At 64.0% G+C, this 14608-nt stretch carries 12 protein-coding genes; 5 read left to right on the top strand and 7 right to left on the bottom strand.

Translation table 11 applies throughout. From position 1 onward, the window contains the following. Window positions 1–23: 23 nt before the first annotated feature. Window positions 24–566, top strand: a complete 543-nt coding sequence (locus ASC94_RS01455; protein ID WP_056389700.1) for a GNAT family N-acetyltransferase — start codon at window positions 24–26, stop codon at window positions 564–566. Between the two features lie 28 nt (window positions 567–594). Here the strand turns inward: ASC94_RS01455 and ASC94_RS01450 are convergent, their stop codons facing one another. After that, window positions 595–2682, bottom strand: a complete 2088-nt coding sequence (locus ASC94_RS01450; RefSeq protein ID WP_056389696.1) for a 3-hydroxyacyl-CoA dehydrogenase NAD-binding domain-containing protein — start codon at window positions 2680–2682, stop codon at window positions 595–597. 359 nt (window positions 2683–3041) lie between these two features. On the opposite strand from ASC94_RS01450, the gene ASC94_RS01445 reads away from it, so the two are divergent. The 4 genes from ASC94_RS01445 to ASC94_RS01430 are packed head-to-tail and all read left to right on the top strand — an operon-like array spanning window position 3042 to window position 7757. Beyond that, window positions 3042–4742, top strand: a complete 1701-nt coding sequence (locus tag ASC94_RS01445; protein ID WP_056389692.1) for a PAS domain-containing methyl-accepting chemotaxis protein — start codon at window positions 3042–3044, stop codon at window positions 4740–4742. A 3-nt stretch (window positions 4743–4745) separates the two neighbouring features. Next, a complete protein-coding gene (locus ASC94_RS01440; protein WP_056389689.1) occupies window positions 4746–5576 on the top strand; it encodes a protein-glutamate O-methyltransferase CheR in 831 nt (276 codons plus the stop codon). Next, window positions 5573–6139, top strand: a complete 567-nt coding sequence (locus ASC94_RS01435; RefSeq protein WP_056389685.1) for a chemotaxis protein CheD — start codon at window positions 5573–5575, stop codon at window positions 6137–6139. Before ASC94_RS01440 ends, ASC94_RS01435 begins: the two co-directional genes overlap by 4 nt. Further along, window positions 6126–7757, top strand: coding sequence for a chemotaxis protein CheW (locus tag ASC94_RS01430; RefSeq protein ID WP_229417126.1), 1632 nt, complete (start codon window positions 6126–6128; stop codon window positions 7755–7757). Before ASC94_RS01435 ends, ASC94_RS01430 begins: the two co-directional genes overlap by 14 nt. Window positions 7758–7766: 9 nt before the next feature. Here the strand turns inward: ASC94_RS01430 and ASC94_RS01425 are convergent, their stop codons facing one another. From ASC94_RS01425 to ASC94_RS01400, 6 genes are all read right to left on the bottom strand, one after another. Continuing rightward, window positions 7767–8462, bottom strand: a complete 696-nt coding sequence (locus ASC94_RS01425; protein WP_056389682.1) for an ABC transporter ATP-binding protein — start codon at window positions 8460–8462, stop codon at window positions 7767–7769. An 11-nt stretch (window positions 8463–8473) separates the two neighbouring features. Continuing rightward, a complete protein-coding gene (locus tag ASC94_RS01420) occupies window positions 8474–9229 on the bottom strand; it encodes an ABC transporter ATP-binding protein (protein ID WP_056389680.1) in 756 nt (251 codons plus the stop codon). Next, a complete protein-coding gene (locus tag ASC94_RS01415; protein WP_056389677.1) occupies window positions 9226–10506 on the bottom strand; it encodes a branched-chain amino acid ABC transporter permease in 1281 nt (426 codons plus the stop codon). The genes ASC94_RS01420 and ASC94_RS01415 overlap by 4 nt, the downstream gene beginning before the upstream one ends. Further along, the gene (locus ASC94_RS01410; RefSeq protein WP_056389674.1) at window positions 10503–11447 is read right to left on the bottom strand and encodes a branched-chain amino acid ABC transporter permease; all 945 of its coding nucleotides are present in this window, start codon (window positions 11445–11447) and stop codon (window positions 10503–10505) included. The genes ASC94_RS01415 and ASC94_RS01410 overlap by 4 nt, the downstream gene beginning before the upstream one ends. Before the next feature lie 151 nt (window positions 11448–11598). After that, window positions 11599–12831, bottom strand: a complete 1233-nt coding sequence (locus ASC94_RS01405) for a branched-chain amino acid ABC transporter substrate-binding protein (RefSeq protein WP_056389671.1) — start codon at window positions 12829–12831, stop codon at window positions 11599–11601. A 54-nt stretch (window positions 12832–12885) separates the two neighbouring features. Beyond that, the gene (locus ASC94_RS01400; protein WP_056389668.1) at window positions 12886–14535 is read right to left on the bottom strand and encodes a 3-(methylthio)propionyl-CoA ligase; all 1650 of its coding nucleotides are present in this window, start codon (window positions 14533–14535) and stop codon (window positions 12886–12888) included. Window positions 14536–14608 lie beyond the last annotated feature (73 nt).

Raw genomic sequence — 14608 nt, 5'->3', positions numbered from 1 at the left:
GAATTGCATTACCGTATGGTCTTATGACGACACCACCCATCCTCCGCCCCGCCCGCATGGAAGACGTGCCGCGCATGGAAGCGCTGATCGCCGAGTCCGGCATTGCCTTGAGCGCCGGCTTTTATACCCCGGAACAGGCGCAGGCGGTGACGCGCCACGTGTTCGGTGTCGATACTCAGCTGGTCGAGGACGGGACTTACTTCATTATTGAACGCGCCGGCCAGGCGCTGGCGTGCGGCGGCTGGAGCAAGCGCGCCACGCTGTTCGGCGCCGACCGCACCAAGGCCGGCCCGGACCGCTTGCTGGACCCGGCAACCGAACCTGGCCGCATCCGCGCCTTTTTTGTCGCGCCGTCGGCTGCACGGCAAGGGCTGGGACGCATGCTGATGGAGCACTGCCAGCGCGAGGCCGCCGCGCAGGGCTACCTGACACTGGAACTGGCAGCCACCATGCCTGGCGTGCCGCTGTACCTGGCCAGCGGTTTCGAGGTGGTCGAACCGTTCGAAATTGCCCTGCCCGGCCCGGTCAGCGTGCCGCTGGCGCGCATGCGCAAGCGGATCGGCTGACCCCGGGCCGGCGCCCGGGCCCGGCTTATCAGCCGTTAAAGCCCTTGCCCTCGGCGGCCAACTTCACCAGCAGCGGCGCCGGCGCCCATGCTTCGCCGTGGCGTCCGCGCGACAGGCGCTCGATGGTGCCCAGCACGTTGGGCAAGCCCACCGTGTCGGCATAGAACATCGGGCCGCCGCGGTGCAGCGGGAAGCCGTAGCCGGTCAGGTAGACCATGTCGATGTCGGACGCGCGCATGGCGATGCCTTCTTCCAGGATACGCGCGCCTTCGTTCACAAGCGCGTACACCAGCCGCTCGACGATTTCCTGGTCGCTGATCTTGCGGCGCACCACGCCGATGTCCTCGGAATGCTTGACGATCATGGCGTTGACCTGCTCGTTCGGGTAAGCTTTGCGGTCGCCGGCCTTGTAGTCATACCAGCCGCCGCCCGTCTTCTGGCCATAGCGGCCCATTTCGCACAGCAGGTCGGCGGTCTTCGAGTAGGTGATTTCCGGCGATTCCACGTAGCGGCGCTTGCGGATGTACCAGCCGATGTCGTTGCCGGCCAGGTCGCCCATGCGGAACGGCCCCATGGCGAAGCCGAACTTCTCCACCGCCTTGTCCACCTGTTCCGGCAGGCAGCCTTCTTCCAGCAGGAAGCCGGCCTGGCGGCTGTACTGCTCGATCATGCGGTTGCCGATAAAGCCGTCGCACACGCCCGACACCACGCCGGTCTTCTTCAGTTTCTTCGACAGCGCCAGCGTGGTGGCCAGCACGTCCTTGCCGGTTTCCTTGCCGCGCACGATTTCCAGCAGCTTCATCACGTTCGCCGGGCTGAAGAAGTGGGTACCGATCACGTCCTGCGGACGCTTGGTGAAGGAGGCGATCTTGTCCACGTCCAGGGTGGACGTGTTGGAGGCCAGGATGGCGCCCTGCTTCATCACCTCGTCCAGCTTGCGGAATACGGTTTCCTTCACGCCCATGTCTTCGAACACGGCTTCCACCACGATGTCGGCGTCGCCGATTTCCTCGTAGTTCATGGTGCCGGTGATCAGGCCCACGCGCTGGTCGAACTTTTCCTGGGTCAGCTTGCCCTTCTTCAGGGTGTTCTCATAGTTCTTGCGGATGGTGGCCAGGCCTTTTTCCAGCGCCTCGGGCTTCATTTCCAGGATGGTGACCGGGATGCCCGCGTTGGCGAAGTTCATCGCAATGCCGCCGCCCATAGTGCCGGCACCGATCACGGCTGCCTTTTTGATGGCGCGGGTCGGCGTGTCGGACGGCACGTCCGGCACCTTGCTGGCCTGGCGCTCGCTGAAGAAGGCGTGGCGCAGCGATTTCGATTCGGTGGTCTGGATCAGCGACAGGAAGCGCTCGCGCTCGAACTTCAGGCCGTCTTCGAACTTCATGGTCACCGAGGCGGCCACGCATTCCACGCATTCCAGGGGCGCCGGGAATGGGCCGGACATCGCTTTCACGGTGTTGCGGGAGAACTGCAGGAAGGCTTCGTGGTTCGGGTAGTCTACCTTGCGGTCGCGCACTTTGGGCAGCGGACGCGCATCGGCTACTTTGCCGGCGAAAGCGATCGCCGATTCCAGCAAATCGGCGTTGGCAGCGAACACTTCGTCGAAGATCGCGGTCTTGGCCAGTTTTTCGGAGAGCACCGGGGTGCCGGACACGATCATGTTCAGGGCCATTTCCAGGCCCAGCACGCGCGGCAGGCGCTGCGTGCCGCCGGCGCCGGGCAGCAAGCCCAGTTTCACTTCCGGCAAGGCGATTTGCGCGCCCGGCATGGCCACGCGGTAGTTGCAGCCCAGCGCCAGTTCCAGGCCGCCGCCCATGCAGACGGTATGGATCGCGGCCACCACCGGCTTGGTCGATTCTTCCACCGTCCGGATCAGCGAATGCAGGCTCGGTTCGGCCAGGGCCTTGGGCGAATTGAATTCCTTGATGTCAGCGCCGCCGGAGAAGGCTTTGCCGGCGCCGGTAATGACGATGGCTTTCACCGCATCGTCCGCCAGCGCCTGCTGCATGCCCTGCACCGCAGCACTGCGGGTTGCATGGCCCAGGCCGTTGACGGGCGGGTTGTTCAGCGTGATGACCGCTACGGAACCGTGAACTTGGTATTCGGCACTCATGTCTCTTCCTTCTTGTAAGTGTAAATGTCAGTGAATGTCAGTGAGGACGGGCTGCACAAACCTCACTATACCTCAAAAAAACGCACGGTCGTGTTATTTCTTGCCAAGTGCGCCAGAGCGGGCGCCGAGGTCGTGCCACCTTGCAAATCGTTTCGCATGAAACAGACACCTAACTTGATAAAACTCAATCCTTCGCTTGCGTTTATGTGATAGCGGGAAAATAATGACGAGAATCAATTTCTTGATTTCCCAGCATACGTAATTCTCACCAATTCTCACCGACTCTCGCAAATATCACATTAACCGCCGCAGTTTCTCCGCCGGCCTTTAACAAGCGAATTAACATTTAAGGAAATGCCATGGATATGCATGCCCCCAGCCAAATCCAAACGCAGGAGATGGATCTGCAAGCTATCAATACCGCGCTTAACCGTGTACAAGCCGTGATCGAATTTGATCTGGCTGGCAACATCCTGAGCGCGAACGATAACTTCCTGCGCACGCTAGGGTATACGCTGGAGGAAGTGCAAGGCAAGCATCACGCGATGTTCTGCGAACCGGAGTACGTGAAGACGGCCGAGTACCGCGACTTCTGGCTGCGCCTGGCCAAGGGTGAATTCGAGCAGGCCGACTACAAGCGCCTGGGCAAAGGCGGCAAGGAGATCTGGATCAGCGCCTCCTACAACCCCATCCTCGACGAGAGCGGCAAGCCGTACAAAGTAATCAAGTTCGCCACCGACATCACCGCCGCCCGCCAGCGCAGCGCCGAGTACGAGAGCAAGGTGACCGCCATCGGCAAGGCCCAGGCGGTGATTGAATTCGACATCCATGGCTGCGTATTGGTAGCCAATGAAAACTTCCTGGAAGTAATGGGCTATACCCTGGAAGATATTCAGGGAGAGCATCACCGCATGTTTTGCGAGCCTGACTACACCAATAGCCTGGAATACAAGAAATTCTGGCAAAAGTTAAATCGGGGTGAATTCGATTGCGGCCGATACAAACGGATCGGCAACAATGGCAAAGTAATATGGATACAGGCCACGTATAATCCCATCCTTGATTTGAACGGCAAGCCCTATAAGATTGTGAAGTTCGCCAGCGACGTCACCGAGCAGGTGGAGCTGGAGCACAGCACCAAGGTGAAGGCCGAATCCGACAGCCGCAAGGTGGACTCCCTGCTCGCCTCGGTGGCCAAGGCAGCCCAGGGCGACCTGAGCTGCAACATCGTGTCGGAAGGCGATGAGCCGCTGGACGAACTGGGCCGCGGCATCGGCAAGATGATCGCCGACCTGCGCGGCGTGATCGCCAACGTGGTGACCTCGGCCAGCGGCTTCGCGCAAGCCTCGCTGGCCATCGCCGAGCGGTCCAGCGGCGTGGCCACGGGCACCCAGGCGCTGGGCGCCACCGTGGAGGAAATGAACGCCTCCATCGACGGCCTGACCAACTCCATCAATTCGATCGCAGAAAACACCAGCAGCGCGGACAGCCTGGCCAAGGCCACCCAGCAGGAAGCCGAGGCCGGCGCCAAGGCAGTGGCCAAGTCCATCGAAGCCATGGAATTGATCAACCGTTCATCGGAAGACATAGGCGAAATCGTCAAGGTCATCAGCGAGATCGCCAACCAGACCAATATGCTGGCCTTCAACGCCGCCATCGAGGCGGCGCGCGCGGGCGAGCACGGCCTGGGCTTCTCGGTGGTGGCCGACGAGGTGCGCAAGCTGGCCGAGCGCTCGTCGCAGGCCACCAAGGAAATTTCCAAGCTGATCAACGAGTCCGTCAAGCGCGTCACGGCGGGCAGCGAGATCTCGCGCCAGGCTAGCGATGCCTTCGACAAGATCGTCAGCGGCGTATCGCGCACCACGTTGGCCATTTCCGACATTGCCAAATCGGCCAATGAGCAGCTGCTCACGGCCAAGGAAGTGAGCACGGCGATCCAGTACATTGCCGAGGAAACCGAGAAGTCGGCCGCCAACTGCGACAGCATCGCCCGTTCCACGGACAGCCTGAACCAGAGCGCCACCGGCCTCAACAAGATCGTCTCGGGCTTCGTGGTCTAAGCCATGGGCAGCGTGGCAGAACTCAGCCCCGCGACGCTGACGGCGCTCATCGCCCTGGTGCGCAAGCACACCGGCATCGCCATGAACGAGCGCAAAAGCGTGCTGCTGGAACGCCGCCTGCGCCCGCGCATGGCGGCGCTGGCGCTGGCCAGCTACCAGGCGTATATGGACCGGGTGGAGAGCGACCGCAGCGAAGTGCCCCATTTTATCGACCTGGTCACCACCAACGACACGCAGTTTTTCCGCACCCCGCAGATCTGGGATTACGTGGCAAGGCAATTCCTGCCCCGCTGGCAGCGCAGCCATCCCGGCCAGTGCCTGGAGATCTGGTCGGCTGCCGCCGCCAGTGGCGAGGAATTGTATTCGGCCGCCATGCTGTGCGAGGAGTTCAAGCTGCAGCATGGTCCGCTGTGCTACCGCATCCTCGCCAGCGATATTTCGCAACAGATGCTGGATCTGGCCGCCGCCGGCCGCTACAGCGGGCGCTCGGTGGAACGGCTGCGCGCCGCCTATCCTGCGCTGTACGCGCGCTATCTCACGGCCGACGGCGCTGATGCCCGGGTACGGGATGAGTTGAAGCGCAACATCAGCTTCACGCGCCACAATCTGCTGCAGCCGCTGCGCCCGGCCCGGCAGTTCGACCTGATCCTGCTGCGCAATGTGCTGATTTACTTCGACGCCGAGCACCAGCAGGCCGTGATCGACTGTGCCCGCCCCAGCATGAAGCCCGAAGCGCGCCTGATCCTGGGCGAGTCGGAAAGCATCCAGCGCCTGGCCTCCGGCTTCAGTTTCGAAGCGCCGATGATTTACGCACTGCGCGGGAGCCAGCCATGAGCCGCCAGCCCCTTCCCGAGTCCCTGGCCCAGGCGCAAGCGGACACGCCGGAACGGCCCAGCAGCGAGGCGCTGCAAGTCGGCATCGGCCAACTGAAGGTGGCGGGACGCGCCGGCCAGCTGCAAGCCGTGCTGGGCTCGTGCATCGGCATCGCCTTCCTGTGGGAAAAAGGCGGCCGCTGCGGCCTGGCGCACTGCCTGCTTCCCGAGCCGCCCGGCGGCTGCCCCACCGCTTCCGGTGCCTTGCATGACGCGGGCGCACGCTACGTCAGCCAGGCAGTGCCCGCATTGCTGCGCCAGATGGGTGCGCGCGAGGCCGACTATCCGGACATCACCGTCATCCTGGCCGGGGGCGCCAGCATGCTGCACTCCACGCGGCTGTGCGTGGGCAGGGAAAACGCCGCAGCCGCGCGCAAATACCTCGACCAGTGCGGCCTGCAGGTGGGTTACTGCGAACTGGGCGGCAAACACGGCCGCCAGCTGCTGATCGACTGCGCGCGGCAGAGCTACACCATCAAGGACATCACGCCATTTGGCCAGGAAGCCCGCTATGAACACCATTGAAAATTTGAGCATCCCCCTGCCCCCTCCCGGCCAGCCCAGCGGCCAGGACATGAGCCAGCTCGCCAGCGCGGCCGCCAGCGCCGCCGCCGTGGCGGCGTCCGCCGTCAAGGCGGCCTCCGCCTCGGCCGCCGCCACCGAACTGTATGGTTCCTTCTTCCTCGGGCCGGACGAATTCGCCCTGCCGGCGGTGTGCATCCGCGAAGTGGTGAACCTGCCCGCCAAGATCACCGCCCTGCCCCTGTCGCCGCCCTACCTGGAAGGCATGTTCACGCTGCGCGGCGCTGTCATTCCCATCGTCAATCTGGGGCGCGTGTTCAATCCCGCCGCCGGGCCCGCCGCGCCGGGCCATAAGGTCGCCATTATCGACCACCAGGACGTGCTGGTCGGCATGCTGTTCGACGACACCGGGGAAATCCTGCGCGTGCGCCCCGAGCAGCGCAGCGTGCTGCAGTACGCGCCGGGCGCCACGCCCGGTGTCATCGCCGGCACCATCCTGCTGGAACAGGGCAACCGGCTGCTGCAAGTGCTGGACGCCAACCAGCTGATCCGCATTGAAAACGTGCCGCAGGTGCTCTCGCTGCGGGCCAGCGGCCAACAGCGCCTGCAGCGCGCCCAGGCCCAGGGCGAACGCCGCCGCTGCGTAAGCTTCCGCTCGGCCGGCACCTGCTTTGCCTTCGAAATGGCAGCCATCCAGGAAATCGTGCGCGTGCCGGAACTGCAGCCGTCCGTACTGGCCGGCAAACTGTGCCTGGGACGCATGAACTTTCGCGGCAACCCGGTGGCCGTGGTCGACTTCGCCGCCCTGCTGAGTGCCGGCGCCGCCACTCGCAGCACGGATGCCGCCGACCCGGACCAGCGCATCATGGTGACCCGCATTGGCGAAGCCAGCATAGCCTTCCTGGTGGACTCGGTCGACAGCATTATCCACTTCTACAACGACGAACTGCTGCCCATCCCGCTGCTGAGCAAGGCGCGCGCCGGCATGTTCGGCGGCTGCCTCACGCGCCCCGAGCAAAGCGACGTCGTCCTGCTCGACCACGCCGGCATATTCTCCCACAGTGAAATAGCCGAGATGCGCCAGGGCCATGCCAACCTCTACCCACTCGACGGCCAGCACGCGGCGGCCGGCAAGGACAAGCGCCAGGGCGCGCGCCAGGTCTATCTCACCTTCCGCATGGAGCAGGCCTTCGCGGTGGAGATCAAGCAGGTGCGCGAGATCATCAATTTCTCCAACGACATTACCCGCCCGCCCGGCACGCCCGATTACCTGCGCGGCGTGCTCAAGCTGCGGCAACAGATGGTCAGCGTGATCGACCTGCGCAGCCTGTACGGCATGGCAACGCAGGAAGCGGGCGAGCAGTCGCGCATCCTGATCGTGGAACGCGGCGACGAGCGCTACGGATTACTGGTGGACGGCGTGGAAGACATCATCACCGTTGCCGACAGCCAGCGCTACGCGGCGCCGCGCCTGATGCGCAACCAGGCTGCCGGCGCCAGCCTGCAAAGCGAAGCGGCCGAAGTGATCGACATGGAAAAGGACGATGGCAGCCGCCTTTCCTTCAGCGTGTTCGACTGCGGCAGCCTGATCGACAAGCTGGCGCGCTTGCTGCCGCCCTGACAGGCGGCGTCACACCTCCAGCCACTCCTTGCGCACGGCCGCGTCCGCGCGCAAGGCGGCCGGCGTGCCTTCGAACACGATGGAACCGTGCCCCATCACGTAGACGCGCTGCGAAATCTCCATGGCTATGGCCAGTTTCTGCTCCACCAGCAGCACCGAGATGCCGCGCTCCTTCAGCGCCAGCAGATACTCCGCCACCAGCGCTACGATCTTGGGCGCCAGCCCTTCGGTCGGCTCGTCGATCATGATCAGGTCCGGATCGCCCATCAGCGTACGGCACAGCGTGAGCATCTGTTGCTCGCCGCCCGACAGCACGCCGGCCGCCACCGCGCGCCGCTCCTGCAGACGCGGGAACATGCGGTACATATCGTCCAGGCTCCAGCGGCCGGTCTTGCCGTTCTTCTTCTGTCCCAGCACCAGGTTCTGCTCCACGGTCAGGGTCGGGAACACATCGCGGTTTTCCGGCACATAGCCCAGGCCTTGGTGTGCGATCTGGTAAGCCTTCAGGCCCAGCATCTCCTGCCCCTTCAGCCTGACCGTGCCGGTGGCGCTGACCTGCCCCATGGCCGCCTTCACCAGCGTCGAACGCCCCGCGCCGTTGCGCCCCAGCAGGCTGACGATCTCGCCCGGCTTTACGTGCAGGTCCACGCCGTGCAGCACGTGGCTCTTGCCGTAGTAAGCGTGCAGATTGCGGATGTCCAGCATCGTTTCCCCTGTCATGCCGCCTCCTCCTCGTGGCCGCCCAGGTAGGCGGCCTGCACTGCGGCGTTGCCGCGTATCCGCTCCGGCGTGTCGCAGGCGATCACCTCGCCGTACACCAGCACGGCAATCTTGTCGGCCAGCCCGAACACCACGCTCATGTCATGTTCCACCATCAGCAGGGTCTTGCCGACCGTAACCTTGCGGATCAGCTCCACCGCCGCGTCCGACTCGGAACGGCTCATGCCGGCAGTCGGCTCGTCCAGCAGGATCACGTCCGCGCCGCCGGCGATGGTGATGCCAATTTCCAGCGCGCGCTGCTCGGCATAGGTCAGCACGCCGGCCAGCACATGGCGCTGGCGCTGCAAGCCGATCTGCTCCAGTACCTGCTCGGCCCGCTCGTGCGCATCGCGCAGCTTGCCCAGCCGGTGCCAGAACGAATACTTGTAGCCCAGCGACCACAGCACCGCGCAGCGCAGGTTCTCGTACACCGACAAGTTGACGAACAGATTGCTGATCTGAAAACTGCGCGACAGGCCCAGCCGGTTGATCTGGTAGGGCTTGAGCCCGCTGACGCGGCGGCCGTTCAGCCGGATTTCGCCGCTGCTCAGCGGGAAACGGCCGGAAATCAGGTTGAACAGCGTGGACTTGCCGGCGCCGTTCGGGCCGATCACCGCGCAGCGCTCGCCCTGCTCTATGCTCAGGTTGGCGCCGCGTATGATCTCCGACTTGCCGAAGCTCTTGCGCACGTCCAGTAATTCCAGTGCCTTCATCGCGCGCTCCTCGTCTGCAATGCAATCGCCGCGCAGGATTCCCCCCACGCGTCCGCAAACACCGGCTGGACCTTGCGCCAGGCCAGGATGCTGGCCAGCAGCAAGCCGGCCACCACCACCCAGGGCAGCGCGGCCTTGGTGTCCACCGCCATGCCGAACAGCTGCTTTACGCTGCCGTTGGCCGACTCCAGCGTCAGGTGGTACAGCATCTCCACACCGGCAACGAAACCGATCAGTCCGGGCAGCACCGCCAGGCAGACCCAGCCCAGCGGGCCTGCGATGCGGCCGAACTGGCCGAACTTGGCAGCGCGCAGCAGCAGCATGATCAGGCTGCCCAGTCCACCCGGCGCATAACGCACCAGCAGCACGAAAAACAGGCCCAGGTACAGCTGCCAGGCCGGCGTGAAATCCGACAGCAGCACCGAGAACAGGATGCCGACGATGGCGCCCAGCAGCGGTCCGAAGAAAAAGCCGATGCCGCCGATGAAGGTGAACAGCAGGATGCTGCCCGAACGGATGGCGCTGACGTTCTCCGCGCTGACGATCTCGAAGTTGATGGCCGACAGCCCGCCCGATATCCCGGCGAAGAAGGACGACAGGATCACCACCAGGTATCGCACCCACTGCGTGTCGTAGCCGATGAACTCCACCCGCTCCGGGTTGTCGCGCACGGCGTTGATGATGCGGCCAAGCGGCGTGTGCGTGTAGGCGTAGACCGCGGCGGTGCAGACGAACAGCCAGAACGCGATCAGGTAATACACCTGGATCTGCGGTCCGTAGGTGATGCCCAGCACGGCCCCGCCGATCACGCGGTTGGTGGTCACGCCGCCCTCGCCGCCGAAAAAGCCGGGGAACATCAGGGAGCTGGCGAACACCAGTTCCACCAGCCCCAGCGTGATCATGGCGAAGGTGGTGCCTGCCTTGCGCGTGGTGACGTAGCCGAACAGCAGGCCGAAACCCACGCCCGCCAGGCCGCCCACCAGCGGAATCAGGCTGGTGGGAACCGGCAGCTGGCCAGCGCCAGCCATATTCATGGCGTGGATGGCGAAAAAGGCGCCCAGGCCGGAATACACGGCATGGCCGAAGGACAGCATGCCCCCCTGCCCCAACAGCATATTGTAGGACAGGCCGAAAATCATCACCGTGCCCATCTGCGACAGCAGGGTCAGCCCGCCGCCCTTGCTGAACACCAGCGGCGCGGCCAGCAGGATCAGGGCATAGCCGCACCAGATCAGCCAGCGGCCCAGGTTCAGCGGCGTGTAGCGCAATTCTTTCATTCGCGGGTCCCCATCAAGCCCTTCGGGCGGAAGATCAAGATCAGCACCAGCAGCAGATACGGCAGGATGGCCGCGCTCTGTGCAACGGTGACGTTCAGCAGCGCATGGGCCGGCGTGGCGGGCGTGACAGCCACGCCGACCTTGCCCAGCAGGTGAGCCAGCGAGTAGTCCAGGGCGACGGCCGTAGTCTGCATGATGCCGATCAGCAGCGACGCCACGAAGGCGCCCGCCAGCGAGCCCATGCCGCCCACCACCACCACCACGAAAATGATGCTGCCCACCGTGGCCGCCATGGCCGGTTCGGTGACAAAGGCGTTTCCGCCGATCACGCCGGCCAGCCCCGCCAGTGCGCTGCCGCCGCCAAATACCCACATGAAGATGCGCGGCACGTTGTGGCCCAGCGCCTCGGCCGCGTCCGGGTGCGTCAGCGCAGCCTGGATCACCAGGCCGACCCGGGTGCGTGTGAGCACCAGCCAGATCGCGCCCAGCATGGCCAGCGCCACCAGCATCATGAAGGCGCGGTAGATCGGGAAGCTGGTGGAGAACAGCGTGAACAGCGGGCCGTCCAGTTCCTTGGGAATGCCATACTGCACCGCCGCGCGGCCCCAGATCAGCTGCACCAGCTCCACGATCAGGAAAGACAGGCCGAAGGTGAACAGCAGCTCGGGGATATGGCCGAACTTGTGCAGCGGCCGCAGGCCGTAGCGCTCCACCAGCGCCCCCAGCAAGCCCACCGCGACCGGCGCCAGCAGCAATGCCGGCCAGAAGCCGACCAGGCTGCTGATGGTATAGGCGATGTAGGCGCCCAGCATGTAAAAGCTGGCATGGGCGAAGTTCAGCACGCCCATCATGCTGAAAATCAGCGTCAGCCCGGACGACAGCATGAACAGCAGCAGTCCATAACTGATGCCGTTAAGCATAGTAAAGAGGGTAAATTCCATGGGGTTTCCGTGTAGTTCGTGGCGGATCGTGGCGGGTTACGCTTCGCTAACCCGCCCTCCGGGTCCAAAACAACTGCCCGTAGGGCGGGTCAGGCGCGGCGCGCCGTAACCCGCCAGGCGTTGCCGCGGCTCGCCGTGCTGTACGCGCTCTTTACGCGCCCGGCCGTTTCATCTGGCAGGAGGTCGGCTGGCCGGCCACGTAGGCGTCGATCTTCTTGTCCATCTTCCAGCCGTAGCCGGTGTTTTCCTGGTCATACTTGACGTCCTTGCCGTTGACCTTGGTCCAGGTGCCGATGTAGAGCGGCTGCTGCAGCTGGTGGTCCTGCTTCTGCATCATCACGCCCCCGTTCAGCGACTGCGCCTTCATGCCTTCCAGCGCGAACGCCACTTTCACCGGATCGGCCGTCTTCGCCGCCTTGATGGCCTGCGACAGCATGGTGATGATGACGTGGGTCTGCGCGGCGTAGTAGTCGTCGTTGTACTTGGCCTTGAACGCTTCCACCACTTCCTTGCCGTTGAAGGTTTCGTTGTTGATCATCCAGTTGCCGATGATCTTGGTGCGCTCGGCGCCGGCCGCGCCCATGGCGGTCGGCACGCCGGTGGTGATGCCGTAGTAGGTGTAGAAGTTGGCCTTCAGGTCCGCGTCCTTGGCGGCACGCACCAGCAGGGCCAGGTCGGCGCCCCAGTTGCCGGTGATGACGGAGTCCGCGCCGGAAGCCTTGATCTTGGCGATATAGGGCGAGAAGTCCTTCACCTGCCCGATCGGGTGCAGGTCGTCGCCGGCGATCTTGATGTCGGGACGCTTGCGCGCCAGGTATTCCTTGGCGGCCCGGCTGACCGCCTGCCCGAAGGCATAGTTCTGGCCGATGATGTAGACCGACTTGATGTTCTTGTCCGGCGCCATGTAGCTGGTGAGCGCCTCCATCTTCATGTCGGAGTTGGCATCGAAGCGGAAGTGCCAGAAGCTGCACTTGCTATTGGTCATGTCCGGGTCGATGGCCGCGTAATTCAGGTAGACGATTTCCTTGCCCGGATTGCGCTCGTTGTGCTTGTTCACCGCGTCCAGCAGCGCCAGGCCCACGCCGGAACCATTGCCCTGCGTGATATAGCGGTAGCCCTGGTCGATCACGGCCTTCAGCTGGGTCAGCGATTCCTGCGGGCTGCCCTTGTTGTCGAAGCCGTTCACTTCAATCTTGTTCTCGCCCGCCCACTTGCCCTTGGTGGCCATGTCGGCTATCAGCTGGAAGCTCTTGAGCTGGTTTTGCCCGACCGGCGCAAAGGGGCCGGAGAGCGGGTCGATGAAGGCGATTTTCACGGTCTCGGCCAGCGCGGCCGAGGACAACAGGGTAAGGCTGACAGCAACAGCGAGCGTACGGTAAGTCATAGTCTCCATCCTTTTTTAGTTGTGATTGCCCATCTTACAACTCTTGCCTAGAGTTCACGCCGTCGGCAGCTTGTACTCCTTATACTGCTCGCGCAATTTGTTCTTCTGCACCTTACCGGTGCCGCCCAGCGGCAGCGCGTCGGTGAAGACCACGTCGTCCGGCAGCCACCATTTGGCGATCTTGCCTTCGTAGAAGGCCAGCAGCTCTTCGCGGCTCACGTCCATGCCGGGCCGGCGCACGATCACCAGCAGCGGCCGCTCGTCCCATTTCGGGTGGGCGATGCCGATGCAGGCGGCCTGCATCACGGCCGGGTGCGACACGGCGATGTTCTCCAGGTCGATGGTGCCGATCCACTCGCCGCCGGACTTGATCACGTCCTTGCTGCGGTCGGTAATCTGCATATAGCCGTCCGGGTCGATGGTGGCCACGTCGCCGGTCGGGAACCAGCCGCCTTGCAGCGGGTCGCCGCCCTCGTCCTTGTAGTAGGCCGAAATCACCCACGGCCCCTTCACCAGCAGGTGGCCATAGCTGCTGCCGTCCCACGGCAGCTCCTTGCCGTCGTCGTCGACTATCTTCATGTCCACCCCGTACACGGCATGGCCCTGCTTGAGCAGGATCTTGCGCTGCTCGTCCTGCGGCAGGTCGCGGTGCTTGCTCAGCAACACGCCGGCCGTGCCCAGCGGCGACATTTCCGTCATGCCCCAGGCGTGGATCACTTCCACGCCGAACTGGTCGATGAGCGTATTCATCATGGCTGGCGAGCAGGCCGAGCCGCCTATCACCGTGCGCCGGAAGCTGCTGAACTTGAGCTGGTTCTGCAGCATGAAATTGATCAGGCCCAGCCAGACTGTCGGCACGCCCGCCGAGAACGTCACTTGCTCGGCTTCAAACAGCTCGTACAGCGATTTGCCGTCCAGCGCGGCGCCCGGGAAGACCATCTTGGCGCCGCTGAGCGGCACCGAGTACGGCAAGCCCCAGGCGTTCACGTGGAACATGGGCACCACGGGCAGCACCACGTCGCGCGAGGTGACGTTGAGCGCGTTCGGCAGCGCCGAGCCGTAGGCGTGCAGCACGGTGGAGCGGTGCGAATACAGCGCGCCCTTGGGATTGCCGGTCGTGCCAGAGGTATAGCACAGGGTGCAGGCCGAGTTCTCGTCGAACTGCGGCCAGGTGTAGTCGTCCGAATGGGTGGCGATCAAGTCCTCGTAGCACACCAGGTTGGGGATCCTGGTCTCGGCCGGCATGCGGTCGCGGTCGGCCATCAGCACGTAATGCTTGACCTGCTTGCACATCTGCGCCATGGCTTCCACGGCGGGCAGGAAGGTCAGGTCGAACAACAGCACCTGGTCTTCCGCATGGTTGATGATGTAGGCGATCTGCTCCGGGTGGAGGCGCGGATTGATGGTGTGCAGCACGGCGCCCGAGCCGGACACGGCGTAATACGCCTCCAGGTGGCGGTAGCCATTCCAGGCCAGCGTGGCCACGCGGTCGCCCAGCGCCACGCCCATGCCGTGCAGCGCATTGGCCAGCCGGCGCGCGCGCTGGTGGGAGTCGCGGTAAGTGTAGCGGTGGATATCGCCCTCAACACGGCGCGACACGATCATGCTGTCGCCGAAGTGGCGGGCGGCAAATTCTAGGATGCCGGATACAAGCAGGGGCTGGTTCATCATCTGCCCCATCAGCGGGCTCTGCGGAAGCGACATTCGGTCTCCTGTAACTTTGTTTTTTATATCACTGAACCCATATTCGTACGCGCGTGCTATTTTCGTCAAACTG

This window comes from Massilia sp. Root418, assembly GCF_001425265.1.
In the GTDB taxonomy this organism is placed as follows: Bacteria; Pseudomonadota; Gammaproteobacteria; order Burkholderiales; family Burkholderiaceae_D; genus Rugamonas.
The sequence above is the reverse complement of the archived record's forward strand: the minus strand, read 5'-3'. Positions and strand labels throughout refer to the sequence as shown.

Coding starts and splice junctions, on each gene's coding strand:
- ASC94_RS01415 (WP_056389677.1), bottom strand. CDS start 10,506: ATGAAAGAATTGCGCTACACGCCGCTGAACCTGGGCCGCTGGCTGATC.
- ASC94_RS01440 (WP_056389689.1), top strand. CDS start 4,746: ATGGGCAGCGTGGCAGAACTCAGCCCCGCGACGCTGACGGCGCTCATC.
- ASC94_RS01410 (WP_056389674.1), bottom strand. CDS start 11,447: ATGGAATTTACCCTCTTTACTATGCTTAACGGCATCAGTTATGGACTG.
- ASC94_RS01425 (WP_056389682.1), bottom strand. CDS start 8,462: ATGCTGGACATCCGCAATCTGCACGCTTACTACGGCAAGAGCCACGTG.
- ASC94_RS01420 (WP_056389680.1), bottom strand. CDS start 9,229: ATGAAGGCACTGGAATTACTGGACGTGCGCAAGAGCTTCGGCAAGTCG.
- ASC94_RS01445 (WP_056389692.1), top strand. CDS start 3,042: ATGGATATGCATGCCCCCAGCCAAATCCAAACGCAGGAGATGGATCTG.
- ASC94_RS01450 (WP_056389696.1), bottom strand. CDS start 2,682: ATGAGTGCCGAATACCAAGTTCACGGTTCCGTAGCGGTCATCACGCTG.
- ASC94_RS01455 (WP_056389700.1), top strand. CDS start 24: ATGACGACACCACCCATCCTCCGCCCCGCCCGCATGGAAGACGTGCCG.
- ASC94_RS01405 (WP_056389671.1), bottom strand. CDS start 12,831: ATGACTTACCGTACGCTCGCTGTTGCTGTCAGCCTTACCCTGTTGTCC.
- ASC94_RS01430 (WP_229417126.1), top strand. CDS start 6,126: ATGAACACCATTGAAAATTTGAGCATCCCCCTGCCCCCTCCCGGCCAG.
- ASC94_RS01435 (WP_056389685.1), top strand. CDS start 5,573: ATGAGCCGCCAGCCCCTTCCCGAGTCCCTGGCCCAGGCGCAAGCGGAC.
- ASC94_RS01400 (WP_056389668.1), bottom strand. CDS start 14,535: ATGTCGCTTCCGCAGAGCCCGCTGATGGGGCAGATGATGAACCAGCCC.